Origin of the sequence: Rhabdothermincola salaria (assembly GCF_021246445.1) — a bacterium.
GTDB lineage: Bacteria > Actinomycetota > Acidimicrobiia > Acidimicrobiales > Acidimicrobilacustridaceae > Rhabdothermincola_A > Rhabdothermincola_A salaria.
On the sequence record NZ_JAJQXW010000001.1, the window covers coordinates 1,751,405 to 1,775,720 of the forward strand.

At 73.0% G+C, this 24,316-nt stretch carries 19 protein-coding genes; 9 read left to right on the forward strand and 10 right to left on the reverse strand.

Annotation, left to right across the window (positions count from 1 at the left end; genetic code table 11):
- Position 1: 1 nt before the first annotated feature.
- From LUW87_RS08155 to LUW87_RS08170, 4 genes are all read right to left on the reverse strand, one after another.
- On the reverse strand, positions 2–1,159 hold the full coding sequence (locus LUW87_RS08155) for a thiolase domain-containing protein (protein WP_232670641.1): 1,158 nt from the start codon (positions 1,157–1,159) through the stop codon (positions 2–4).
- A complete protein-coding gene (locus LUW87_RS08160) occupies positions 1,156–2,223 on the reverse strand; it encodes a lipid-transfer protein (protein WP_232670642.1) in 1,068 nt (355 codons plus the stop codon). Before LUW87_RS08160 ends, LUW87_RS08155 begins: the two co-directional genes overlap by 4 nt.
- Positions 2,223–3,239 carry a Zn-ribbon domain-containing OB-fold protein gene (locus LUW87_RS08165; RefSeq protein WP_232670643.1) on the reverse strand — a complete coding sequence of 339 codons (1,017 nt, stop codon included), beginning with the start codon at positions 3,237–3,239 and terminating at the stop codon, positions 2,223–2,225. The genes LUW87_RS08160 and LUW87_RS08165 overlap by 1 nt, the downstream gene beginning before the upstream one ends.
- A gap of 73 nt (positions 3,240–3,312) precedes the next feature.
- Positions 3,313–4,116, reverse strand: a complete 804-nt coding sequence (locus LUW87_RS08170) for a crotonase/enoyl-CoA hydratase family protein (RefSeq protein WP_232670644.1) — start codon at positions 4,114–4,116, stop codon at positions 3,313–3,315.
- Positions 4,117–4,284: 168 nt separating this feature from the next.
- Between LUW87_RS08170 and LUW87_RS08175 the strand changes: the two genes are divergently transcribed.
- A complete protein-coding gene (locus tag LUW87_RS08175) occupies positions 4,285–6,558 on the forward strand; it encodes an FUSC family protein (RefSeq protein WP_232670645.1) in 2,274 nt (757 codons plus the stop codon).
- Positions 6,559–6,651: 93 nt separating this feature from the next.
- Here the strand turns inward: LUW87_RS08175 and LUW87_RS08180 are convergent, their stop codons facing one another.
- A complete protein-coding gene (locus LUW87_RS08180; RefSeq protein WP_232670646.1) occupies positions 6,652–7,305 on the reverse strand; it encodes a NifU family protein in 654 nt (217 codons plus the stop codon).
- Positions 7,306–7,474: 169 nt separating this feature from the next.
- Between LUW87_RS08180 and LUW87_RS08185 the strand changes: the two genes are divergently transcribed.
- The 5 genes from LUW87_RS08185 to LUW87_RS08205 all read left to right on the forward strand — a co-directional run bounded on the left by LUW87_RS08185 (position 7,475) and on the right by LUW87_RS08205 (position 13,862).
- Positions 7,475–9,295, forward strand: coding sequence for an ABC-F family ATP-binding cassette domain-containing protein (locus tag LUW87_RS08185; protein ID WP_232670647.1), 1,821 nt, complete (start codon positions 7,475–7,477; stop codon positions 9,293–9,295).
- Between the two features lie 111 nt (positions 9,296–9,406).
- Positions 9,407–10,972 (forward strand): hypothetical protein, encoded by a 1,566-nt coding sequence (locus LUW87_RS08190; protein ID WP_232670648.1) that lies wholly within the window; start codon positions 9,407–9,409, stop codon positions 10,970–10,972.
- Positions 10,969–11,694: an ATP-binding cassette domain-containing protein gene (locus LUW87_RS08195; protein ID WP_232670649.1), complete on the forward strand. Its 726-nt coding sequence runs from the start codon at positions 10,969–10,971 to the stop codon at positions 11,692–11,694. Before LUW87_RS08190 ends, LUW87_RS08195 begins: the two co-directional genes overlap by 4 nt.
- 12 nt (positions 11,695–11,706) lie before the next feature.
- Entirely contained in the window at positions 11,707–12,546 is an 840-nt protein-coding gene (locus LUW87_RS08200; RefSeq protein ID WP_232670650.1) for a DUF3097 family protein, read from the forward strand.
- Between the two features lie 83 nt (positions 12,547–12,629).
- A complete protein-coding gene (locus LUW87_RS08205) occupies positions 12,630–13,862 on the forward strand; it encodes a peptidase C69 family protein (RefSeq protein ID WP_232670651.1) in 1,233 nt (410 codons plus the stop codon).
- A 35-nt stretch (positions 13,863–13,897) separates the two neighbouring features.
- Here the strand turns inward: LUW87_RS08205 and LUW87_RS08210 are convergent, their stop codons facing one another.
- From LUW87_RS08210 to LUW87_RS08225, 4 genes are read right to left on the reverse strand one after another with little or no spacing between them, the layout of a single operon-like run.
- On the reverse strand, positions 13,898–14,824 hold the full coding sequence (locus LUW87_RS08210) for a DNA double-strand break repair nuclease NurA (protein WP_232670652.1): 927 nt from the start codon (positions 14,822–14,824) through the stop codon (positions 13,898–13,900).
- 13 nt (positions 14,825–14,837) lie between these two features.
- Positions 14,838–17,240: an AAA family ATPase gene (locus tag LUW87_RS08215; protein ID WP_232670653.1), complete on the reverse strand. Its 2,403-nt coding sequence runs from the start codon at positions 17,238–17,240 to the stop codon at positions 14,838–14,840.
- Positions 17,230–18,408 (reverse strand): metallophosphoesterase family protein, encoded by a 1,179-nt coding sequence (locus LUW87_RS08220; RefSeq protein ID WP_232670654.1) that lies wholly within the window; start codon positions 18,406–18,408, stop codon positions 17,230–17,232. Before LUW87_RS08220 ends, LUW87_RS08215 begins: the two co-directional genes overlap by 11 nt.
- Positions 18,405–20,105 (reverse strand): ATP-binding protein, encoded by a 1,701-nt coding sequence (locus LUW87_RS08225; RefSeq protein ID WP_232670655.1) that lies wholly within the window; start codon positions 20,103–20,105, stop codon positions 18,405–18,407. Before LUW87_RS08225 ends, LUW87_RS08220 begins: the two co-directional genes overlap by 4 nt.
- A gap of 94 nt (positions 20,106–20,199) precedes the next feature.
- On the opposite strand from LUW87_RS08225, the gene LUW87_RS08230 reads away from it, so the two are divergent.
- The gene (locus tag LUW87_RS08230; RefSeq protein ID WP_232670656.1) at positions 20,200–21,051 is read left to right on the forward strand and encodes a DUF6159 family protein; all 852 of its coding nucleotides are present in this window, start codon (positions 20,200–20,202) and stop codon (positions 21,049–21,051) included.
- A gap of 79 nt (positions 21,052–21,130) precedes the next feature.
- Positions 21,131–22,363 carry a cytochrome P450 gene (locus tag LUW87_RS19170; RefSeq protein ID WP_232670657.1) on the forward strand — a complete coding sequence of 411 codons (1,233 nt, stop codon included), beginning with the start codon at positions 21,131–21,133 and terminating at the stop codon, positions 22,361–22,363.
- A 64-nt stretch (positions 22,364–22,427) separates the two neighbouring features.
- On the opposite strand, the gene LUW87_RS08240 is transcribed toward LUW87_RS19170, so the two are convergent.
- On the reverse strand, positions 22,428–23,261 hold the full coding sequence (locus LUW87_RS08240) for a TIGR03619 family F420-dependent LLM class oxidoreductase (protein WP_232670658.1): 834 nt from the start codon (positions 23,259–23,261) through the stop codon (positions 22,428–22,430).
- A 330-nt stretch (positions 23,262–23,591) separates the two neighbouring features.
- Here LUW87_RS08240 and LUW87_RS08245 point away from each other — a divergent pair, with 330 nt between their 5' ends.
- The gene (locus tag LUW87_RS08245; RefSeq protein ID WP_232670659.1) at positions 23,592–24,302 is read left to right on the forward strand and encodes a crotonase/enoyl-CoA hydratase family protein; all 711 of its coding nucleotides are present in this window, start codon (positions 23,592–23,594) and stop codon (positions 24,300–24,302) included.
- Positions 24,303–24,316 lie beyond the last annotated feature (14 nt).

Below are 24,316 nucleotides of genomic sequence, written 5' to 3' on the forward strand. Positions count from 1 at the left end.
CTCAGCCCAGCGGCTTCTGCGTGGAGCCGACGGCCCACATCGCGTAGAACTGGGCGTTGGCGCCGTAGGCCTGTGCGATGGCCAGCTTGGCGTCGGGGACCTGGTGGTCGCCGGCCATGCCCCGCACCTGCAGGGCCGCCTCGGCGAAGCGCAGCAGACCCGACGCCCCGATGGGGTTCGACGACAGCACGCCGCCGGACATGTTGACCGGGAAGTCGCCGTCGAGGGCGGTGGCCCCCGAATCGGTCATCTTCCAGCCCTCGCCGCGCGCCGCGATGTCGTGGGCCTCGAGCCACATGGGCTCGTACCACGAGAACGGCACGTACAGCTCGGCGCAGTCGATCTGCTCGCGGGGGTTGGTGATCCCGACCTGGTCGTAGATCTCCTGCGAGCACATGTGGGCGCCCTTGGGGCTGACGGGGTCGCGACCGGCGAAGGTCGACGGTTCGGACTTCATGGCGGTGGCCAGGACCCAGGCCGGCGGGTTCGGTGCCTTCTTGGCGCCGTCCTCGTCGGTGAACACCACCGCGCACGCTCCGTCGGACGACGGGCACGACTCGAGGAAGTGCAGGGGGTCCCACATCATCGGGGACTCCTTGACCTTCTCGATGGTGATGTCGGCCAGCTTGAGGTGGGCGTAGGGGTTCTTGGCGCCGTTGAGGCGGTCCTTGACGGCGACCTTCCAGCCGACGTCCTCGGGAGCCCCGGAGCGACGGATGTAGGCCCGGATGAACGGGGCGAACGCCCCGCCGGCGCCGATGGACCCGCCCTTGCCGCCACCGAGGGCGAACTGGGCGTTGCCCTCGGACTGCTTTTCGAAGGCGACCGAGAGCACCCGCTTGTGGCGCCCGGCTCCCACGAGGTGGGAGCCCACGATGCCGGTGGAGCCACCGACGGAGCCGGCGGTGTGCACTCGGAACATGGGCTTGCCGTTGGCGCCGAGGGCGTCGGCGAGGAACATCTCGGGCTTCATGACGCCTTCGAACAGGTCCGGGGCCTTGCCCAGGACCACGGCGTCGATGTCACCCCAGTCCATGCCGGCGTCCTCGAGCGCCCGTTCGGCGGCCTCGCGCACGAGGCCGGCGATGGACACGTCGCCGCGGCGACGCTTGTGATGGGTCTGGCCGACGCCGACGACGGCTACAGGCTGGTGGCTCATGCGTCACCCTCCAGGATGGCTACGAGGTTCTGCTGGAGGCAGGGGCCGGACGTGGTGTGAGCCAGCGTGCGGCGCTTGCCGTTCTCCATGATCTGGCGGGCGGCCTCGATCATGCGGATGATGCCGGTGACCATCACCGGGTTGGCGGCGAGGGCGCCGCCGGAGGGGTTGACGAGCGTCTGGTCGTCGAGACCCAGCGACTCGCGCAGGATGAGCTCCTGGTAGCTGAACGGGGCGTGCAGCTCGGCGACCTCGATGGGTCCGTCGCCGGCCCCGGCTCCCTTGGCCGCCTGCGTGGTGGACACCGAGGTGGTGAGGTCGCGCAGGGTGGGCAGGTGGGGCTCGATGCGGTGGTCGATGCCCGTGATCCAGGCCGGACGCTCGCAGAGGTCGTAGGCCCGCTTGCCCCGGGCCAGGACCACGGCGGCGCAGCCGTCGGTGGTGGGCGGCAGGTCGTGGCGACGCAGCGGCTGACGGATGTAGTCGGCCGCCAGGAGCTCGTCGACGTCGAAGTCACCCGAGACCTGGGCGTGGATGTTGTCCTTGGCGGCGGCCCGGTTGCGGGCCACCACCTCGGCCACGTCGCGCTCGGTGGCCTTCCCGGACTCGAGCAACGCCTGGTACTGCAGGGCGTGCAACGACCAGGGGTCGGCCCCGAGCGGGGTCAGGTAGTAGGGGTCCATCTCGATCGTGTAGAGCGTGCTCGGATCGGAGTTGGAGTTCTTGCCGACGCCGGCGGCGACGGCGGTGTCGATGTCGCCCTGGAGGAGGCGCACGAACGCCTCGTAGAGGGCGAAGGAGCCGTCCATCTCGACGTGGGACTCGTTGATCGGCGGCCAGGCGCCGTACGCGTCCACGTTGGAGACGAACGAGAAGGCCTGGCCCGACAGGTAGTCGCAGGAACCCGACACGGTGAACCCGATGTCGTCCTTGGTCAGACCGGCGCTCTTGATGGCTCCCTGCACGGTGGGCAGCATCATCAGGGTCTCGGTGTCCTCGGTACGGCGCACCAACGGTGAGATGGCGTAGCCGACGATGGCGATGTCGTTCTCGGTGCGGGGCATCACATCATCCGTTCCACGTAGTTCTCTTCCGGCTCATCCGGCTCTCCGGTGGGTCGCCAACCGCGCATGCAGTCTCCGGCGACACCCCAGCCGCGGTTGCCGACGTCGTCGACGTTGCGCTCCTCGGGCGGGGCCCACACGCACTCGACGTGCATGCCCACCCGGATGTCGTAGGCGTCGACGTCGAGCATGGCCTGCTGGTTGAGCACCGCATCGGTGCCGTCGAGCAGGATCGAGCAGCGGGCGAAGGGCTCCGTCTCGGTCTGGCCCGGGTACGGCGTCGGGGTGATGACCGTGAAGTTGGTGATCACGCCCTTGTCGGGCACGTCGACGAGGTGGCTCTCGTCGAGCTCGATGGCGTCGACGCAGCACATCCCCCGGGGACCGACGTAGATGCGCTCGCACTGCGGGCACTTCTGGCCGATGAGCTTGCCCTCGAGGAGCGACTTCATCCAGATGATGGTGGCCGGGGCGGTGTTGTCGACGTAGGTGAGGTCGCAGAACATCTCCATGGCGTCGACCGGGAGCTCCTCAGGAGCGCTCCACGGGTCGCCGGCGCCCTCGGAGGGGCCACCGTCGCTCGCCGGCACGAAGGCCTCGAGGTCGTCGATGCGGCCCTGGCGCTCGCTGCGCCACCGCGGCTCGACCCGCATGCCGATGCTCATGGCGTCGGCCGAGTCGACATCGACGGCGTGGAACATCGGGGTGTCGGCGCCGTCGAGGGTGACGAAGGCGAAGGCGAACGGCTTCTGCAGCGGGTGCAGGTGGGTGGGTTCGGGAACCCAGGTCCAACCGGTCACCGTGCCCTTGGGGCCGACCTTGACGAAGTCGGTGCCGGCGGCGGCGCCGTTCTCGGGGTCGTACTCGAGCGGCGGGGTGATGACCCGGTCACCGACCTTGACCCCGATGAGGGTCTGGTCGGCCAGCGCGGATGCGAAGGCCCCGACGGTGGGGCCCAGCGTGCGCTGGAAGGGGAATTGGAGTCGGAAGACCGACTCTCGGACGACATCTGCCATGTGGTTCTCCTCGTGGGTTGAGGCGTCGTGGTGGGTGGGTGGATCGGTGGGCGACGAGACGGCGACGGGGCCGTCAGCGGCGCCGGTAGACGGGTGGGCGCTTCTCGGCGAAGGCCCGGGGGCCTTCCCTGGCGTCCTCGGTGGCGAAGACGGCCTGGCCGTAGGCGAACTCGTGGTCGAGCGCTTCTCGTTCGGTCATGCCCTCGGTCTCGCGCAAGGTGCGCAGCACGGCCTCCACCGCCAGCGGACCGTTGGCGGCGATCTGGTGGGCGATCTCCTTGGCCCGGGTGAGGGCCTGGCCGTCGGGCACCACGTGGCCGACGAGGCCGTAGTGCAGCGCCTCGTCGGCGGTGAGCTCGCGCCCGGCGAGGAGCACCTCGGCGGCGATGGTGTAGGGGATCTGGCGGCGCAGGCGGACGGCCGAGCCGGCCATCGGGTACAGCGAGCGCTTCACCTCGCTGACGGCGAAGCGGGCGCTCTGCCCGGCCACTCGGATGTCGGTGCCCTGCAGCAGCTCGGTGCCCCCGGCGAAGGCGATGCCCTCGACCGCGGCGATGAGCGGCTTGGTGGGCTGGTAGTGGCGCAGCAGGCACTTCCACATGAGGTCGGGATCGTCGGCCAGGCGGGCCCGCACGTCGATCTCGGTGTCGGCGTCGGGGCCTTCGTCGCCGGCCATGGCCTTGAGGTCGGCCCCGGAGGAGAAGTTGCCCTCGGCTCCCGTGAGCACGAGGGCGTGGACGTCGTCGTCGGTGTCGGCGGCGACCATGGCGTCGTGCAGGCGGATCAGCATCGCCCCGGACAGGGCGTTGAGCCGCTTGGGCCGGTTCATGGTCATGACCAGGACGGGACCGTCGCGCTCGATCAGGGCATCGGGCATGCGTTGCCTCCCATGGCGTCGTGGCCCCCCGGGGTGCCGGCGGAATGCGGCAGTCGACTGGCGACCACCGGCTCGCCGCACCCTAATTTACTTCACACCGCATAGCAATTAGATGCCGTCGCTCCCCCATCAGCCGCGAGACCCGGACGGTCGACCATCATCGACGAGGTGCCCCTGGTCCACGATCCCGATCGGCTCGCCCTGCACAAGGGCCTGCGGGCCGGCTTGGCCGTGCCCGTCACCTACGGGGTCGTCGGCGGGGCGATCGGCGGCACCGCCTCGCTCTTCGCCGCCTTCGCCTGCTTCTCGGCGCTGGTCTTCGCCGACTTCCAGGGCCCTGTCCGACGCCGCCTCGGCGGCTACGGCTTCCTCCTCGTGGGCGGGGCGGCCCTGGTGGTGCTGGCCGGAGCGGTGGCCGACAGCCTCCCCGCGGCGGTCGTCACCGTCTTCGTGGTGGCGTTCGTCCTGCGCTTCGTCGGCTGCCTGGGCGGCTACGCCACGGTTGCCGGCACCACGTTGATGACCGCGTTCGCCCTCGCCGTGATGGCCACGCCCGTCGAAGAGATGGACCAGCGGGTCGCCGGCTGGGCCATCGGGGTGCTGGTGGCCACCGCGGTGGCCGTGCTGACCACTGCCCGCTACCGCTACCCGGCGCGCCACAACCTGGCCGAGCACGCCCGGATGCTCGCCACCGACCTGCGCGAGCTGGCCGCCGGCCGCCACCCCGACCCCCGTTCCGGGCTCGAAGGCATCGCCAACGCCCGCATCGAGCTCGAGCGCTCGGTGGCCCGACCGCTCAACTCCTCGGCCCACCAGCGGGCCCTCACCGGCCTGCTCGACGGGTTGGGCCGGGCCACCCTGGTGGTCGAGCGGCTCGACCCGGTCGCCGCCGAGGACGTCGCCGAACAACAGCTGGGTGCGGTCGACACCTCCTCGGACTGCCGGCAGCTGGCCGCCCTGGCCGCCGACACCTTCGAGGCCGCCGCTCGCGCCCTCGTGGAGGGGGACGCCGTCGACCTCGGGACCGTGCACCACGAGCTCACCGCGCACCGCCGTCGGCTCATCCAGGCCCTGGCCACCGAGGACCCCGCCGTGCGCTGGGACGTCGAACGCCATGCGGCCGCCACCATCGGCTATCGCCTGGCCGCCTCGCTCGCGGCGGTCACCGCGGCCGACGCCGCCGTCGTGGCGGGCCACCTCCCCGCCGGAGGCACCCGCCCCCTCCTCGACGTCGAGGTGGAGATCCCCCGACCCGGGGCCCGGGCCTTCGTCGGGCGCACGCTCGCCATCCTCGGGTTCCACCTGCGCTGGACCAGCACCCGCCTGCGCAACAGCCTGCGAGCCGGGGTGGCTCTGGCCGCCGCCCTCACGATCGCCCGGGCCTGGGAGTTCGACCACGGCTTCTGGGTGCTGCTGGGCACCCTCATGGTGCTGCGCAGCGGTGCGGTGGACACGACCGCCAGCGCGGTCGACGCCCTCAAGGGGGTGGGGGTGGGCTTCGTGCTGGCCGCGCCGCTCGCCTACTTCTTCGCCGGCGACGACACCGTGCTGTGGGTGGTCCTGCCGATCGCCACGTTCGTCGCCGCCTGGGCACCGGCCGCCATCGGGCTCGGCACCGGGCAGGCCGCCTTCACCGTCTTCGTCGTGGTGCTGTTCAACCTGTTCACCCCGCAGGGCGCCCAGACCGCGCTCGTCCGGTTGGAGACGGTGGCGGTGGGCGTGGCCGTGGCCGCGGTGGCCGGCGTGCTCTTCTGGCCACGCGGGCCCGAGGCCACCATCGGGGCGGTGGCGGCCCGCTACTACCGGGCGGCCGGCGCCATGGTGGCGGCGATCACCGCCGAGGTGCTCGACCTACCCGGCAGCCCCCGGGCCCTCGACCGCGCTCGCCACGAGCTGCTGGCCACCCGCGCCCAGCTCAACGAGACCCTCCAGGAGCTCACGTCCGATCGGCGCACCGTGGTCGACCTCTCGACCCGGGTCGCCCTGCTCACCCCGCCCGCCGTCGTGCTGGCCGGCGACTGGACGCGACGCACGTTCTGGGTCGACGACCCCGCCGACGTGGGCCGCACCGGACCGCTGACGGGCAACGTCCCCTCGGCCGACGACATCCCCCCGGCGCTCGGGCCCCTCACCCTCGAGGCCCGCACCTTCGAGGTCGAGGCCCGACTGGGCCTGGTGGCCGACCAGCTCGAGGACCCTGGGTGCATCGTGCGCCCCCTCGGCGAGGCCGGTCCGGTGGCTCTGCCGGACCCGACCGGGGTCGACGCCCGGGTGCTGCTGTCGTGGATCTGGTTGCGGGCGTGGCTCGACCTGCTGGAGCGCTCGGTCGAGCACACCGCCCCGGCGAGCGTGCAGCTGGTGCGCGACCTCCCCCGCCGCTGGTGGCAGCGCGAAGGGCCGCCGCCGGCCGAGGTCGAGTCCCCCGACGCCGCGACCGTCTGATGCCGGGTGACGGCCCCACACGGGGTTGAGGGGCCGCCGGGGGGCTGGTGCGCTCCGACCGAACCGGCAGCGCAGAGGCCCCGGGTCAGGACCCTAGGTGTAGAAGGGGTTGTCGCCGGCGTTGTGGTCGGTGACGTCGACCACCTCGGTGATGTCCGGGATGGTCTCGAGGATGGCCACCTGGATGCCTTCGCGCAGGGTGGCCGCGCTCATGGCGCAGCCCTGGCAGCCACCACCCATGGTGAGGTACGCGGTGCTGCCCTCGACCCCGACCAGCTCGGCGTAGCCGCCGTGGGCGGCCAGGCTGGGGTTGATCGACTCGGCCAGCAGCTGGTTGACCTGGTCGGGCAGGTCACCGGTGAGCACGATGTCCTTGCCGGCCATCGGGTTGGGCCGGTTGGGGTTGCGGATGACGAGGCCGGCCTGGCCCGGGTTGCGGGGGACGTCGAGCGTGGAGCCCTGCATGCGCTCGATGCTGTCGGCCGCCACCGCCACGCTGAGGCCGCCCTGCACCGAGATGTCGTCGTCCTCCTCGAGCTCGGAGACGCTCTCGAAGGCCAGGTCGTAGGTGTAGTCGGGCCCAGAGACCCCGGTGATCTCGACCCGCAGGCACAGGCTGCCGGGGTCCTCCTCGCCGTCGCGGATCTCGAGGACCCGGGTGAGGGCCTCGGGGCTCACGGCCAGGACGGGGACGGGCCCCGCCTCCGGGTCCGTCTCGGTGTCGGGGGTGTCGGCGTCGATCGTCATGCAGGGCCTCTCTCGGCGGAGAAAACTCGGGCCGGGTCGTGCAAATCAGCGTATCGCCGGACCCGCCCGGCTCAAAGAGCCGTCGCCGAAGCCCCCCAGCGGGGACGAGGGGGGCGGCGCCGACCCGGACCGGACCGGGGTCGGCGACCGGGGCCGTAGCCTCGCCGCTGTGATCCTCGTGGACCTCGAGTCGGTGACGATGAGCCGCCCCGGCCGGCCGCTCTTCACCGACCTCTCCCTCACCCTCTCGACCGGCGACCGCCTCGGCATCGTCGGCCTCAACGGCTGCGGGAAGTCCACCCTCATCTCGGTGATGACCGGTGAGACCGAGCCCGAGTCCGGCGTGGTCCGCACCGGTCGCGGAGTCCGGATCGCCGCCCTCACCCAACGACCGGTCCTCCCGTCCGGGACGGTGCTGGCCGCCGTCGAGGGCGGCGCCGAGAACGCCTGGGAGGCCGCTGCGGTCCTCGACCACCTCGGCATGTCCGAGCTGGCCGACGCCGACACCGGCCGTCTGTCGGGTGGGCAGGCCAAGCGGGTGGCCCTGGCCCGAACCCTGGTGGCCGACAGCGACCTGCTGATCCTCGACGAGCCCACCAACCACCTCGACATCGACGCCATCGCCTGGCTCGAGGAGCGCCTGGCCGCCTACCGGGGCGGACTGGTGCTCGTCACCCACGATCGCCACGTGCTCGACCGGGTGACCACCAAGGTGCTCGAGCTCGACCGCGGGCGCGGCTACCTCCACGACGGCGGCTACGGCGCCTACCTCGAGGGACGGGCCGAGCGCGAGGAGAAGGCATCGTCGGACGAGTCCACCCGCCGGGTGCTGGCCCGCAAGGAGCTGGCCTGGCTGCGCCGGGGGGCACCGGCGCGCACCCGCAAGCCCAAGGCCCGCATCGAGTCGGCCACCGCCATCGTCGAAGGTCGGGCCGAGCCTGCAGCCCGCCAGGGCATCCCCGACCTGCACCTCGGCACCCCGCGGCTGGGCGACAAGGTCGTCGAGCTGCACGACGTGGCCTACGCCCACCCCGACGCCGAGCCGCTCTTCGACCACGTCGAGCTCCTCCTCGACAACCGCGAGCGCCTGGGCATCGTGGGCCCCAACGGCGTGGGCAAGTCCACGCTCCTCGACCTCGCCGCCGGGCGCCTCGATCCCTCTCGCGGCCGTGTCGTCACCGGCCCCACGGTCTCGCTCGGCTACTACGACCAGGTCGGCGCCACCCTCGACCCGAACCAGCGGGTGCGCGACGCCCTGGTGGGCGGGCACCGCCAGCCGGACTGGCGCGACGCCGCCCTGCTCGAGTCGTTCTGGTTCGACACCGACGCCCAGTTCGCGCCGATCGGGCTGCTCTCGGGCGGCGAACGACGTCGGCTCCAGCTGCTGTTGGTCCTGGCCGCCAAGCCCAACGTCCTGCTCCTCGACGAGCCCACCAACGACCTCGACCTCGACACCCTCCGGGTCCTCGAGGAGTTCCTCGACGACTGGCCCGGTGCCCTCGTCGTGGTCAGCCACGACCGAGCCTTCCTCGAGCGCACGGTCACCGACGTGTGGGTGATGGACGGGCACGCCCCGCCCGGCCGACGTCCGGGCGGCTACGCCACGTGGGAGGACGAACGCCGCGCCAACCGCCAGAAGGGCCGGGCCGTGGCCGGACCGGCGCCGGCGACGTCCGCCTCGAAGCGGGCCGCTCCCACCTCGCCTCGTCGGGACCGACCCCCGGCCGGCGGCCCGACGGGGGCTGACGGCGCGCCGGCCCGCAGCGCCAGCACCCTGCGCCACCTCATGAAGGACACCGACAAGGAGCTCACCCGGCTCACCCGCCAGCGCAACCGGGTGGAGGAGGAGTTGGCCGAGAAGGCCAACACCGCCGACCACACCGAGCTGCGGGCCCTGGGCGACCGGCTGGCCGAGCTCACCGCCGCCGTCGACCGGGCCGAGGAGCAGTGGCTGGCCCTCGCCGAGGAGGCCGAGGCCGCCAAGGGCTGAACCCCTCCGGTGCCGGACAGGGGTGGTCCGCCGGGACCGACCTCGCCCCGCCCCCCACCACGAGGGGCGGCATTCGGGAGCCGGGGGTGACGAGGGGTAGCGTCGCGACCCGTGATCGCCGCCGAGGCCCCCGAGGTCGCCCTCCACGACCTGCGCCGGGCCCGCCGCCACAACCGACTGGCCCACGTGCACTGGATCGACGCGCTCTACCGCGTCTACGTGGTCGGCTTCGTGGGCGTGCTGGCCGTGGCCTTCGGTGCCGGCCAGCTCCCCGGCGAGCAACTCACCGAGCGCGAGGCGGTGGACTTCGCCGCCTCGGCCGCCGGCTGGCTGGGCCTGGTCATCGCCGTGGCCGTGGCCATCGGCCTGCGATCGGGGGCTCGGGGCGGCCCGCTCGTACTGGAGGCCCCCGTGGTCGTCCACGAGCTCAACGCCCCCGTCGATCGCGCCGCCGTGCTGCGAGGGCCGGCCGTCAAGCAGCTGCGCTTCCTCGCCTTCGCCGGTGCGGTGATCGGCGCGATCGCCGGGCAGCTGGCCGCCCAACAGCTCCCGGTCAACATGGCCGGCGCCATCGTCGGGGGCGCCGTCGTCTTCGCCCTGGCCGGCGTGCTGGCGTCGGGCACGGCCATGACCCTGTCGGGCCGTCGGGTCGGCTGGTATCCGGCCAACGCGGTCGCCGTCGCCCTGATCGCCTGGTCGGCGCTCGACGTCGTGCTGGAGGTGCAGACCTCCCCGCTCACGTGGCTGGCCTCGGGGGCCTTCTGGGTCATCACCTTCACCCCGCTCGCCATCGCCGGTGCCGCCCTCGCCGTGGCCGTGCCCGTCATCGGCGTGGTGGGCATCGGCCGGGTCTCCACCGAGGCCGCCCTGCGCCGGGCCGGCCTCGTCGCCCAGCTGCGCTTCGCCGTCACCCTCCAGGACGTGCGCACCGTCGTGCTGTTGCGCCGGCAGCTCTCCCAGGAGAAGCCGCGCAGCCGACCCTGGGTTCGCATCGGGCGAGCGGCCACCACCAGCCGCGTCCCCACCATCTGGAAGCGCGACTGGCAGAGCTACCTGCGCTTCCCGCTGGTGCGGCTGGTCCGCATGGCGGTGCTGGCGGCCATCTCCGGGCTGGCGCTCGGTGCCGCCTGGCGAGGGGCGCCCGCCGCCCTGTTCGTGGCCGGCCTCGCCTTCTTCATCGCCGCGTACGACGCCGCCGAACCGGTCGCCCAGGAGGTCGACCACCCCTCCCGGTGGGGCAGCTACCCCGACGACCCCGGCCGCCTGCTGACTCAGCACGTGCCCGCCGCCTTCTCGGTGATGGTGGTGCTCGGGCTGATCGCGGCGGCCACGTCGCTGGTGCTCACGCCCGCCGAGGTGGTCGTGCGCCTCACCCCCGTGCTCATCATCCCGGTGTCGTTCGCCGCCGCCATCGCCGCCATCCTCTCCACCGCCCAGGGCGCCCCCAACAGCAGCGCCCTGTCGGGGCTCGGCCCCGACGTGATGGGCTGGGTGATGCTCGCTCGGGTCGTGATCCCCCCGGCGATCGTCGTGGCCGCCCTCCTGCCCCTCCTCGCCGCCGGCTCGGACCCGGCCACGGTCGACGCCAGCCGCGTCGCCAACCTCACCACCTGGACGCTGCTGCTCGTCGGCGCCGCCTTCTTGTTCCTGCGCACCCGAAAGCCGAAGCACCTGTGAGCTTCCTCGACATCAAGCCACCCCGCAACGACGACGTCGACCCGTCGCTGGCCCTGCACACCTTCGAGTTGGGCAAGGACTACGGCGACGGCATGGGCCTCACCGAGCTCGACCTCGAGGTCGGCCACGGCGAGCTGATCATGCTGGTGGGACCCAACGGCGCCGGGAAGTCCACCTTCCTCGGCCTGGCTGCGGGCATGCTCGAGCCCACCACCGGGGCCGCCTACGTCGACGGGGCCGCCGCCGGCACGATCGAGGCCCGGGCCGCGCTCTCGTACCTGCCCGACGACCCGGTGCTCTACGACGACCTCAGCCTCATGGAGCACATCGAGTACGTGGCCCGGCTCCACCGCACCGTCGACTGGGAGGACTACGCCGACGACCTCATCGAGATGTTCGGGTTGGACGAGCGGATCGACGACCTCCCCTCCCGGTTCAGCCGGGGGCTCAAGCAGAAGACCGGGCTCGTCCTCGGCTTCATCCGTCCCTTCCGGCTGATGCTCGTCGACGAGCCATTCGTGGGCCTCGACACCCCCGGCCAGGAGACGCTCGTCGAGATCATGAGCGACGTCGTCGAGCAGGGCGCCACCATCGTGTGCTCCACCCACCAGCTCGACCTGGTGCCGGCCGCCACCCGCTGCGTGGGGCTGCGCGACGGTCAACTGGCCTACGACGGACCGGCCACCGCGGAGAAGATCCGCGAGCTGGTCGGCGGTGTCTGAGGTCCGGCCCGCATGAGCGACCGGCCCTACATGAAGGGGATCCTCTCGGACCCCCTCGACCTCGATGGTGGGGCGCCGCGCGTCAAGCGACCGCCGCGCCGGGTGGAGGCCCGCCCCGGCCTGCGGGTCACGGTGCGCGCCACCCGCAAGGTGGGCGTGGTGGTGGGCGGCGACAAGCAGGTGGTGGTGCTGCGCGACGACGAAGGCCGCGACCACAAGGTGCGCCTGGTCGACGGGGCCTTCGCCATCGACGGCGCACCCGTCACGCTGGTGCCCGCCAAGGCCGCCCCGGCCGACGGAGGCAACCGACGCACCGCGTCGGGGTCGGTGGCCGTGCCCGGGGCCGCACCGCGCATCGCCCGGGCCAGCCGCATCCTCGTCGAGGGCGTGCACGACGCCGAGCTGGTCGAGAAGGTCTGGGGCGACGACCTGCGGGTCGAGGGCGTGGTGGTGCAACCCCTGGGTGGGGCCGACGACCTCGTCGAGATCGTGCGGTCCTTCGGCCCCCGTCCCGGCCGACGCCTCGGGATCCTGCTCGACCACCTCGTCGAGCACTCCAAGGAGAGCCGCATCGCGGCGGCCGTCGACCACCCCGACGTGTGCATCACCGGGCACCCCTTCGTCGACATCTGGGCCGCGGTCAAGCCGTCCGTGGTGGGCATCCCCGCCTGGCCCGACGTGCCCAAGGGCCAACCGTGGAAGGAAGGGGTGTGCACCGCCCTCGGCGTCGACGACCCGCGACGCTTCTGGAAGCAGATCCTGGGCTCGGTGTCCTCCTACGCCGACCTCGAACCACCGTTGGTCGGGGCGGTCGAGCAGCTCATCGACTTCGTCACCGAGCCCTCGGGCTGATCGCCCGCACGGTCGCCGGCTGGTCGCCGGCCGTTCGACGAAGGAGGCTCCGGGCCCGCTCGCCGGGTCCTAGCGTGAGGGGCATGTGCGACACCGTCGGCCAGGTCCAGCCCACGCGGACCCTGTTCGCCAAGAACTCCGACCGACCGGCGGGCGAACCCCAGGTCATCGAGGCGTTCGGGGCCCGCACCCCCGGGTCGACGTTGCGCACGCAGTACCTCGAGATCGCCGACGAGGGTGCCCTGCCGGTGCTCGGTTCACGACCCGACTGGCTGTGGGGCCTCGAGCACGGGGTCAACGCGGCCGGGGTGGCCATCGGCAACGAGAAGGTCTGGACCACCCGCGACGGCGATGCCCGCCGGCCGGCGCTCATCGGCATGGACCTCGTGCGCCTCGGCCTCGAGCGGGCCCGACGGGCCGACGAGGCCGTGGAGGTGATGGTGGAGCTGCTCGAGGCCCACGGCCAGGGGGGCGTCGCCGATGCCATCGACGACGAGGCCTACTACTCGTCGTTCCTCGTGCTCGACGGCCGGGGCGGGTGGGTGCTCGAGACGGTGGGGCGCACCTGGGCGGCCAAGCCGGTCGACGGAGCGGCTGCCATCTCCAACCGCATCTCGCTCGGCACCGACTGGACCCGCGCCTCGGCCGACCTGGCCCCCGGCGACGACTTCGACGCCCTGCGCGAGCCGGCCTGGGGCCCGGTGGCCGACGTCCGTCTGGCCTGCACCCTCCCGGCGGTCGCCGAGGAGGGGCCGCTCGAACCCGCCGATCTGGCCGGCCTGATGCGCCACCACGGGACGCGCCCCTGGGGAGCTCCGGGTGTGGGCGCCGCCACCGATCTCGAACCGCTCCCCTCGCCCGACGTCGGCCCCGACGGCACGGGCATCACCGTGTGCATGCACCTGCGGGGCTACCAGGCCACCGCGGCGTCGATGGTGGCCGAGCTGCCCGGCACCTCCGACCCGGACTTCCACGCCGACGCCCCGCCGGTGCGAGCCTGGGTGGCGCTCGGCAGCCCGTGTGCCAGCGTCTACGTGCCGGTGTGGGTCACCGACGGCGTGCCGGCCGCCCTCGCCGAGGTGGGCACCTGGTCGCGCTTCGCCGCCTTGCGCCAGCGGGTGGAGGAGGGCCCCGACGGCGGTCGAGAGGCGCTCAGCGAGGTGCGCGCCGTCCTCGCCCCCCTCGAGGCCGAGCTGTGGCAGGAGGCCGACGTGCTCCACCAGTCGGCCCGGTCCGCCGACGGCGACCGGCGAGCCGTGTTCGCCACCGACGCCTGGCGCCGCATCGACGAGGCCCTCACCACCCTCGGTGTCTGAGCCGGCCACTGCGTCGATGACGGTGCGGCGCCCGGTCAGGCAACCTGGCCGGTGGCGGCCGTGCGCAGGGCGCGCAGCAGGAGTGGGGCATCGCCCAGGCGGTGGCGCAGCTCCCGCTCGAGCCCCCCGATGGGCACCAGGTTCTGCGGGGCCCGAGGGTCCTTGTGGGGCGTGGACGCGAACCGGGGAAGGGTGGCGCCCAGACGTTCGGCCAGCGCCGCGGTCTCGGCCACCGGCCGGTCGGCGGGCACCTCGAGGCGCACCACGCCGTCCCAGCCGTGGGCCATCGCACAGGGCAGGCGCAGGTACCAGCTGAAGCGCGACACCGGCCCGTCGATCAACAGCATCGGCGTGCGCTCGCCCGGCGCCAGGCGGGTGACGACGTCGCGCACCAGCGGCGGGCCGTACGACGCCCGGTGGGTCTTGACGTAGCCGACGAACCCGGGGCGGTGGGCGCCGAGGCGCAACGGCCCGTCGACCACCACGACGTCGACGTCGACGGCGGCCAGGGAGACCTCGGCCTCGAGCTCGCCCATGGCCTGCTGCAAGCGCAGCGACAACGTGTCGGGGTCGTCGGCGGTGGTGGGGTGCAGGTCGAAGTGGCCGTGGCGGGTGGCGATGGGGGCGGCGCCCTCGGCAGGGGCGAACAGGCCCCGGCGCACGGCGGCGGCCACCACCCGGGCCGCGCCGTCGCAGCGCACCACGCCGGCGGCGTAGGAGGCGCAGATCCCCTGGTGCACCTGGCCCTCGGCGTCGGTGATCCAGACGTTGGCCTCCACCCGGCGCACCCCGTCGACGAACGCCACCGCACCGAGGGGCTCGGCCGCCCCGGAGGCCAGGGGGCCCCACCGGCCGGCATCGTGCTCGACCCAGGGGTCGACCTGGCGCTCGGAGGCCTCGAGGGCCGCCGCGTCGGTGGGGCTGCCGTAGTCGGGCGACCAGGACTCGACGGCGAAGCGCATCGGCGGCAGCCCCTCAGCCGTCGACGCGCTGCACCGTGGAACCGGTGGCGGTCTTGGCGACGACGAAGCGGGTGGGGAGTCGCTCGGCCAGCTCGGTGACGTGGGTGACCAGACCGACGGTGCGCCCCTGGGCGCCGAGGTCCTCGATGGCCCCGGCCACGGTGTCGAGGGTGTCGCCATCGAGGGTGCCGAACCCCTCGTCGAGGAACATCGACTCGAGCCGGGCGGCGCCGCCGGCCCCGAGGTGGGCCACCTCCTCGGCCAACGCCAACGCCAGCGCCAGCGACGCCAGGAAGGTCTCGCCGCCGGACAGGGTGCGGGCCGAGCGGACGGCGTCGGCGTTGGCGTGGTCGATGACGCTGAAGTTGGACGTCTTGGGGTCGAGCGTGAGGGAGTAGGTGCCGGCGGAGAGGGCGTGGAGGATGCCGGTGGCGCCGGCCACCAGGTGGCGCAGGGCGGCGTCGAGCACCCACTTCTCGAAGCCGTTGGCGGCCAGGTGGCGACCGAGCTCCTTGGCCACCTCCTGGGCCTCGGCCAGCTCGGCCTCCCGGGCCTCGAGCTCGTCGCGCTGAGCCACCGCGGCCCGACGCCGTTCGAGGTCGGCTTCGACCTCGGCCCGGGCGTCGACGAGGACGTCGCGCACCGGTGCGCCCGTCATCGACACGCCGGCGGCGGCGCACGCCGCCACCAGCTCCTCGACCAGGGCCTCGGCCTCGGCCCGGACCTGCTCGGCCTCGGCCCGGTGCACGATCACCGCCTGTTCGGCCTCGGCCCGACGGGCGGCCGCCCAGGCCACCAGGGCGTCCCAGTCGGCGGCCAGGTCGTCGCGACCCGGTGCCGGTGGCGCCAGGCGGGCCACCGCATCGCGGGCGGCGTCGAAGTCGGCTCGCCCGGAGCGCTCGGCGGCGCGGGCGGCGTCCTCGGCCTGCTCGAGCTGGCGGCAGTGGGTGCGGGCGGTCTTGTCGGCGGTGCGGGCGGCGGCGAGGAGCTCCTCGGCCGCCGTCACCCGGTCCAGCAGCTCGGTGACCTCGTCCGGGCCCGGGGCGTCGGACAGCTCGGCGGCCAGGCGCTCGGCGGAGGTGACCACGTCGTCGAGCTTGTCGGCCACCCGCCGCAGCTCGCCCTCGGCGGCGGCGTGGGCGGCGCGGGCGTCGCGCTCGGCCTCGCGGCACCCGGCGAGGTGCTCGCTGGCCCTGGTGACGGCGTCGGCGTCGAGGTCGGGCAGGTGGGCCACCTCTCCCCCGCACACGGGGCAGGGGTCGCCGACGGACAGCCCTTCGGCGACCGACGCCACCAGGTGCTGGTGGCGGGCCCGCTGCACGGCGCCGTCGGCCTCGACCACCGCCGCCTCGGCCCCCTGCAGGCGGGCACGAGTGTCGGCGACCTCGGCCCGGCGGTCGGCCAGCGTGGTCTCGCCCTTGGCCCGGGCCTTCTCGAGGCGGGCGAGCTCGTCGTGGGCCTTGGCCGTGGCGGCCAGCTCGATGCGTGGGGGCAGGGCCTGGAGGGCCTTCTCGGCGTCCTCGACGGCGGCCTCGGCGTCGTCTCGCCCGCGGCGGGCCTCGACCACGGCGGCGGCCGCCCGGGCCAGGGTGCCGGCGAGGTCGTCGACGCCAGCGGGGCGGACGATCCCGGCCAGGAGCGCCACCTCGCGCTCGGATTCGGTGGAGGCGGCGGCCGCCGCCTCGGCCCGGCGGGTCAGCTCGCTCTGGCGGTCGTGGTCGGCGTCGACCCGCTCGACCAGGGCGGTGAGCTGGCGAACCCGACCGGCCGACGCCTCGATGCGGGCGGGGTCGGCCAACGCGGAGGCGGCGGCCAGCTGGGACTGCACCAGCTCGCGCTGGGCCCCCGCGGTGGCTTCGCGCTCGCGGGCCAGACGCCGCATGCGGTCGTAGAGGCCGAGGTCGAGCAGCTCGACGAGGAGCTTCTGGCGGTCTCGTGGCTTGGCGTGCAGGAACTGGGCGAAGTCGCCCTGGGGCAGCACCACGCACACCGTGAAGTGCTCGTAGGTGAGCCCGAGCAGGCGGGTGACGGCGGCGGTGAGCTCGTCGGCCGTGCCGGCCAGCACCTCGTCGGCGCCGTGGGCACCCACGTGCTGGACCAGGCGCGCCTCTTTGGTGGTGGCCCCGTTGGCGGTGGCCCGCACCACCCGCACCGCGCTGAAGTGGTCGTCGCCGACGGAGAAGTCGAGACGGACCCGCGCTTCGATGCCGCCCTGACTGATGACCGGGGCCACCAGCCGGCGGTCGTCGTAGCGGGGCACCACGCCGTAGAGGGCGAAGCAGACGGCGTCGATGATGCTGGACTTGCCGGCCCCGGTGGGGCCGGTGAGGGCGAAGAGGTCGGCGCCGGCGAAGTCGACGACCGTGGGTTCGCGGAAGGTGGTGAAGCCGTGCAGCTCGAGGCGTTCAGGGCGCATCGAGGGCCTCGTCGCGCTCGGCCCGCACGGCGTCGTCGTGGAGCTCGTCGAACAACGCCACCAGGCGGGGATCGTCGATGGCGCGCGCCGCCAGATAGCCGGCGAACTGCTGGCGCGGCGTGGTGCGCTCGGCCAGCAGGTCGTCGTCGGGGCGGGGCCCGGCGAGGCCGTCGGGCGGCTCCACCCGGATCTCGATGGCCTCCGGGAACAGCGCCCGCACCTCGTCGGCCAGGCCGGCCCGCCCCGGCTCTCGCACGACGACCCGCACGAAGCTGTCGTCGCCGTCGCGGACCTGCTGGGCCAGCTCGGCCACCGTGCCCGTGACCGTGCGGAAGGCGCGTCCGCCGCCGAGGGCGATGGGCTCGACCCGCGCCGGGGTGCGGGGTAGGGCCTCGACCAGCAGGGCTCCCTTGAGGTCGTGCTGCTCTCCGAAGTCCAGCGCCAGCGGTGAGCCCGGGTACCAGATGGGGCACGGCCCGTGGATCTGCTGGCCGCGGTGCAGGTGGCCGAGCGCCACGTAATGGGCCGAGGCGGGGAAGGCCACCGACGGCAGGGCGTACTCGAAGATGGTGTGGGCGCTGCGCTCGCCGCCGCCGGTGACGGCACCGGCCACCATGGCGTGGGCCACCACGATGTTGACGGTGTGGTCCTCGAACCCGCTGGCCAGCACCTCGAGGATGCGGGCCATGCGGTCGGCGTAGGCCAGGGCGTGCTGGTCGGCGGCCGAGCCCATGAGCTCGTCGACGCCGACCACGTGGCGCTGGGACACGAAGGGCAGCAGCGCCAGGCGCACCGGCACGCCCCCGGCCTCGAGGGCCAGCACCCCGCCCTGGTCGGGGGGCACGACGGTGGTGTGGAGGTGAACGTGGGAGTGGTCGAACACCGGAGCCACCGCGGCGAGGCGCCGCGGGTTGTCGTGGTTGCCCGAGACCACCACCACGGGGCGGCCCCCTCGCCCGAGGTCGAGCAGGGTGCGGTAGACGATGCGCTCGGCCTCCGGCGACGGCGCCGCCGAGTCGAACAGGTCGCCGACCACGACGACGAGGTCGACGTCCTCGGTGTCGGCCAGCTCGACCAGGTTGCCCAGCACGGCCTCGTGCTCGTCGGTGCGGCTCCGGCCCCGGATGGTCTTGCCCACGTGCCAGTCGGCGGTGTGCAGGAACCTCACGACGGCATCCCCGCGAAGGGGTCGTCGGGCTGGTCGACGGCCGCCGGGTTGGCCCCCGCCTCGCTGGCCCGGGTGGCCCAGGCCGGGAACGGGAACTGCACCATGAGCGGCACGGGCAGCTCGGGCTGGGCCAGGATCATGGTGCCGGGCTTGATGATGGTGGAGCGCTGGCGTTGGGCGGTGGGCAGGAACCCGTACTCGCCGCGCCCGGCCTCGGCCGGGTCGAGGCGACCGACGACCCGGATGGCGGAGTTGGCCACGATGCGCCGCTCGACCTCGCTGGCCGTCTGCTGGGCGCCGATGAGCACGATGCCGAGCGAGCGACCGCGCTCGGCGACGTCGAGGAGGATCTCCTTGATGGGGCTCCAGCCCTCACGGGGGGCGTACTTGTTGAGCTCGTCGAGCACGACGAACTGCAGGGGGCGGGCGACGCCGGAGCGCTCCTTGGCCTCGAACTGCTTGCGCAGCACCACGCCCACCACGAAGCGCTTGGCCCGGTCGTTGAGGTTGTGCAGGTCGACCACCGTGACCTGGGCGTCGTCGCGGACCTTGTGGCGATCGGGTTCGGGGACGTCGCCCCGCACGAGGTGCTCGACGTGGCGGGTGGCGCCGTTGAGCCGGCGGATGAAGGCGTTGATGGTGCCCTGGCCCACGGCCCGCCCGGCCCAGCGCTCCATCTCGAGGTCGTCCTCGAGCTTGGCGTGGATGACCTCGATGAGCTGGCGGAACGTGCGCACGGTGGTCCCGTCGACGGACACCGCACCGTCGCCCACCGGGCGGGCGTCGGCGGCCAGGCGGGCGGTGACGTTGTGCACGACCAGCGTGTACTGGGCCCGGTCGTCCTCGGCGTCGGCGAAGAGGAAGGGCAACAGCTCGTCGCGGCAGAAGTCCTCGATGGTCCAGAAGAAGGAGGTGACCCCGAGGGTGCGGCTGGCCACGTCGGGCACGGCGTTGGGGTCACCTCGCCGGGGCGGGGCGAACACGCCCACGCTGGGGAAGGCACCCGGGCTGAGGCCCAGCGCGGCGTAGCGGGCCGCCTGGGTGGGCGACAGGGCGGTGTTGGCGTGGTCGAGGAAGAGGAGGTCCTCGCCCTTGACGTTGAACACCAGCGCCTTGGTGTTGACCGCTTCGGCTCCGAGCACGCCGGAGGTGAAGAGGCTGTAGAGCAGGAACGTGGCGTAGGTGGTCTTGGTGGCCACGCCCGAGACACCGCTGATGTTGACGTGGGCGCCCCGGGAGCCGTCGAGGAACTCGAGGTTGAGGTACACGGGCTCGTCGTCGCGGGACAGCCCGGCGGGCAGCAGGCGCTGCATGCCGTCGAAGAACAGGGCGTGGTCGCGCGCCTCGCCGGTGGCCTTCACCACCGGGGTGCCCGGCAGCGGCGGCACGAAGACCTCGGGCTCGAAGCGGGTGGCCTGCACCATGGCCGCCTCGCTCACCTCGGCGGGCAGCACACCGTCGGCGATGAGGAAGACGTCGCTGTCGAAGCGGGCCCCCTCGTGACGGGCCCGGACCTGGCCGACCACCCCGGAGATGCGCACCGAGCGCCCGTCGGGCAGGGACCGTTCGCAGGTGACGACGTCGTCGAGTTGGAGGTAGGACTGTGGCGCCACGCCCACCCAGAACTCCAGCGGGGTGGCGTCGTCGGTGCCGATGACCCGCCCGTCGGGAACCGAGACCTCCTCGTCGCCAGCCATGGCGCCACCCTAGGCAGCCGCTGCGACACCGACGTCGACCCGGCCTGACGGATGATCGCACCAGGCGGTGGGCCGCTGGCTACTCTCTGCGGCCATGAGTCGCTTCTCGAACAGCTGGACCCTCGCCAAGGAGAGCTGGGGGGTGCTGCGCCAGGACAAGGAGCTGGTGGCCATCCCGGTGGCCTCGGCCGCGATCAGCGTGGTGGTCGCCATCGTCTTCGGAGGCGGCGCCTACTTCACCCTCGAGACGGTCACCGACCCCCAGGTGGGCGACTCCCTCGAACCCACCCCTCTCACCTACGTGGTCGGCGTCGTCGGCCTGCTCGTCATCGGCGTCGTGGCCCAGTTCTTCGCCGGCGTGCTCATCGCCGGGGCCAACGAGCGCCTCGCCGGCGGCAACCCGACGCTCGGCTCGGCCTTCGCCCTGGCCAAGAAGCACTTCTGGGCTCTCACCGGCTGGGCGGCCATCAACGTCACCGTCGGGCTCATCCTGTCGGCCATCGCCGATCGCACCGGGCCCCTGGGCGACATCGCCATGCGCCTCGTCGGCATGGCCTGGAACGTCGTCACCTGGCTCGCCGTGCCCGCCATCGTCATCGAGGGCCACGGTCCCATCGAGGGCGTCAAGCGCTCCGTCGAGCTGCTCAAGCGCACCTGGGGCGAGAACGTCATCGCCCAGGCCGGCCTCGGGATCATCGGCATGCTCGTCATGCTGGCCGGCATCGTCGTCTTCGGCGCCCTCAGCTTCGTGCTGCCGATCGTGGGCATCCCGCTGCTCGTGCTCTACATCGCCGTGGCCAGCGCCATCCTCGCCGCCCTGGGCGGCATCTTCCGGGCGGCCCTGTACCGCTACGCCGTCGGCCTCCCCAACGGAGGGGCCTTCCCCGAGGCCGCCCTCGCCGGGGCCTTCAAGCCCAAGGGCAGCGGGTTCAAGAAGTTCATGTGATCCCGGCGCCCTCCGTGGCCGGGATTCCTCTCCTATCGTCTGGTCACTGAACCGACGAGAGGGCGATGACGTGGCGCTGGTGCCGACGACGCTGGACGAGATCGACTACTGGGACCTCGACATGTTCGTCGACGGCGACCCCCACGCCGCGTGGGCCGTCCAGCGGCGAGAAGCCCCGGTGTGGTGGCACGACCGACCCGGTGGTGAACCGTTCTGGTCGGTCAGCCGCTACGACGACGCCAAGGTCGTCCACTCGCAGCCGACCCTGTTCAGCTCGCAGGCCGCCGGGATCGTCGTCCGCGACAGCCACCTGATGGAGAACCCGCGGGTGGGGGCCGGGATCAACCCCATGATCCACACCGATCCGCCCCGCCACGCCCCGTTGCGCAAGATCATCGCCCACAACTTCACGCCGCGCTCCATCGGCGAGCTGGAGGCCCAGATCCGCTCCTACGCGATCGAGTGCCTCGACGAGGCCGCCGAGAAGCGCGACGTCGACTTCGTCGTCGACATCGCCCACCGGATCCCGGCCGCCATCGGGCTGTCGCTCATGGGCGTCCCTCGCGAGGACTGGGACCGGCTGGCCGAGCTCGAGCACCGCACCGTGACGCGCACCGACCCCGAGTTCGCCGGCGGCGGTGACCCCTACGAAGCGGCCAACGCCGCCAGCATGGAGCTCGGCCTCTACTTCTACGAGCTGCTCACCGCCCGGGCCGAGGATCCGGGCGACGACCTGCTCAGCCAGTTCCTGCGGGGCCGCATCGACGGCGACGAGCTCCCGGTGGCCCAGGTCGTCTCCGAAGCCGTGCTGTTGCTGGCCGGCGGGCTCGACACCACCCGGGCGGCAGCCTCGGCGGGGGCCATGCTGCCCCTGCTGCAGCACCCCGACCAGCTCTCGGCCCTGCGCGACGACCCCGGTCTGCTCCCCGTCGCCATCGAGGAGTTCGTGCGCTGGTCGAGCCCGATCACCTCCGAGGCCCGCACCCTGACCGCCGACACCCAGCTCGGTGGCCACCAGCTCCGGGAGGGCGAGCGGGTGGTGGTGTGGTCGCCGTCGTGCAACCGCGACGAGGACGTGTTCGACGACTCCTTCCGCTACGACGTCCGGCGCCAGCCCAACCGCCACCTGGCCTTCGCCCACGGTGAGCACTTCTGCCTGGGCGCCCACCTGGCCCGCCTCACGCTCAAGGTGGAGTTCGAGGAGCTCCTCTCGCGCTTCTCGGCCTTCGAGCAGACCGGCGACGCGGTGCGGGTGCGCTCCAACTTCGTGGGCGGCCTCAAGCACCTCCCGCTCCACCTCACCCCTCGCTGAGCTCAAAAGATCGACGGGGCAACGCCCCTGAAGCGACTCGCGGCTCGGCCGGGACGAGTGACCGCTATCGCCTCAGCTCGAGTCGCTCGGCCAGCTGCTCCATCGCCCGGCGCTTGGCGTCGAGCGTGGCCGCCGCCGGGTCCCCAGGGATCCACGGCATCACCATGGTGGAGGTGACACCGATCTCGGCCAGACGATCGTGGAGCGCCGCCGTCGGCTGGGCGTTGGGGATGACGAAGACCTCGAACTGGGATCGGCGGTCGTCCGCGTCGCGGCGCAGGTCACCGAGACGGGCCACGAGAGCCTCGATCTCGTCGAGCCCGTAGTTCATGCCGAGCCAGCCGTCGTGGCGAACGGCTCGCCGCAGTGCCGCCTCGCTGCGGCCTCCGACCCAGATCGGTGGCGCGTCCTCCGGTACCGGGAACATGCCGACCCTCGGGAGGTCGAAGAACTCGCCGTGGTGCTCCGCCCACCCGTCGTCCCAGAGGTCGGCGATGATCCCGAGCATCTCGTCCATCCGCCGGCCACGTGTTCTCGGATCGACACCGAACAGCTCGATCTCTTCCGCGAGCCAACCGGCGCCGATGCCGAAGCGGAGACGTCCGGGAAAGAGCCCCGCCAGGGTGCCGACCTGCTTGGCGACGCTGAGGGGATCGCGCATCGAGAGGACGTAGACGTAGCTCATGAACCGGAGGCGTTCGGTGACGGCGGCCATGGCTGCCATGGCGGTGAACGAGTCGGGGAAGTCCGACCGGGCGGTCAACGGGTTCTCGCCGGACGGGTGGACCGATGCGAACGTCTCGGGGACGGCCACGTGGTCGGCCAGGCCGATGCCCTCGTAGCCGTATTCCTCGGCCATACGGGCGATGGGCAGGAGCTGGTCGAGCGGTTCGAACATCACGGGCATCCAGCAGCGCATCGAGCGGACCTTAACTGCCGAGCCCCGTGACAGCGGCCGCCGCGCAGCAAGGCCCGCTCAGACAGCCCGAACGGTCGGCGCAGCCGGCGAGGCGAGGCTTGCCGAGCCCCGTGACAGCGGCCGCCGCGCAGCAAGGCCCGCTCAGACAGCCCGAACGGTCGGCGCAGCCGGCGAGGCGAGGCTTGCCGAGCCCCGTGACGTGACAGCGGCCGCCGCGCAGCAAGGCCCGCTCAGACAGCCCGAACGGTCGGCGCAGCCGGCGAGGCGAGGCTTGCCGAGCCGAGCACAAACAACACAGACTCGGTCTCCATGAGCGACTCCGTGACCTACGCCCTCGACGGTGCCGTCGCCGTCATCACCCTCGACGACGGCAAGGCCAACGCCCTCGGCCACGAGGCCATCGCCGCGGTCCACGACGGTCTGAGCCGGGCGCGCGAGGACGCGTCGGCGGTCGCCATCATCGGCCGTCCCGGCAAGTTCTCGGCGGGGTTCGACCTGAGCGTCATGACCTCGGGCACCGACAACGCCCGGGAGCTGCTGCGCGTGGGCGCCGAGCTGGCCATCGAGATCCACGAGTTCCCCATGCCGGTCGTGCTCGGCGTCACCGGCCACGCGCTGGCCATGGGCGCCATCCTCCTGCTGGCCGCCGACACCCGCATCGGTGGCGACGGCCCGGCCAAGATCGGCCTGAACGAGGTCGCCATCGGCATGCCGGTGCCGCGCTTCGCCGTCGAGCTGGCCCGCCATCGCCTGGTGCCGGCCGCCTTCATCCCGGCCATCAACCACGCCCGGATCTACGACCCCGAGGGCGCCCACGGCGTCGGGTACCTCGATCAGGTCGTCCCCGCCGACGACGTGCCAGCCGCCGCCGTGGCCCACGCCGCCCATCTGGGCGAGACGCTGCGCCGCGGGGCCTTCGTGGCCACCCGGGCCAACTGCCGGGGCCAGATCACCGAGCAGCTCCGGCACGACCTCGCGGCCGATCTGACCGAGTTCGTGGTGGAGCTCCCCGCCAGCTGATCCGGGCGGCGCCC

Coding starts and splice junctions, on each gene's coding strand:
- LUW87_RS08230 (WP_232670656.1), top strand. CDS start 20,200: ATGAGTCGCTTCTCGAACAGCTGGACCCTCGCCAAGGAGAGCTGGGGG.
- LUW87_RS08210 (WP_232670652.1), bottom strand. CDS start 14,824: ATGCGCTTCGCCGTCGAGTCCTGGTCGCCCGACTACGGCAGCCCCACC.
- LUW87_RS08160 (WP_232670642.1), bottom strand. CDS start 2,223: ATGCCCCGCACCGAGAACGACATCGCCATCGTCGGCTACGCCATCTCA.
- LUW87_RS08180 (WP_232670646.1), bottom strand. CDS start 7,305: ATGACGATCGACGCCGACACCCCCGACACCGAGACGGACCCGGAGGCG.
- LUW87_RS08215 (WP_232670653.1), bottom strand. CDS start 17,240: ATGCGCCCTGAACGCCTCGAGCTGCACGGCTTCACCACCTTCCGCGAA.
- LUW87_RS08225 (WP_232670655.1), bottom strand. CDS start 20,105: ATGGCTGGCGACGAGGAGGTCTCGGTTCCCGACGGGCGGGTCATCGGC.
- LUW87_RS08165 (WP_232670643.1), bottom strand. CDS start 3,239: ATGGCAGATGTCGTCCGAGAGTCGGTCTTCCGACTCCAATTCCCCTTC.
- LUW87_RS08205 (WP_232670651.1), top strand. CDS start 12,630: ATGTGCGACACCGTCGGCCAGGTCCAGCCCACGCGGACCCTGTTCGCC.
- LUW87_RS08200 (WP_232670650.1), top strand. CDS start 11,707: ATGAGCGACCGGCCCTACATGAAGGGGATCCTCTCGGACCCCCTCGAC.
- LUW87_RS08155 (WP_232670641.1), bottom strand. CDS start 1,159: ATGAGCCACCAGCCTGTAGCCGTCGTCGGCGTCGGCCAGACCCATCAC.
- LUW87_RS08240 (WP_232670658.1), bottom strand. CDS start 23,261: ATGTTCGAACCGCTCGACCAGCTCCTGCCCATCGCCCGTATGGCCGAG.
- LUW87_RS08245 (WP_232670659.1), top strand. CDS start 23,592: ATGAGCGACTCCGTGACCTACGCCCTCGACGGTGCCGTCGCCGTCATC.
- LUW87_RS08170 (WP_232670644.1), bottom strand. CDS start 4,116: ATGCCCGATGCCCTGATCGAGCGCGACGGTCCCGTCCTGGTCATGACC.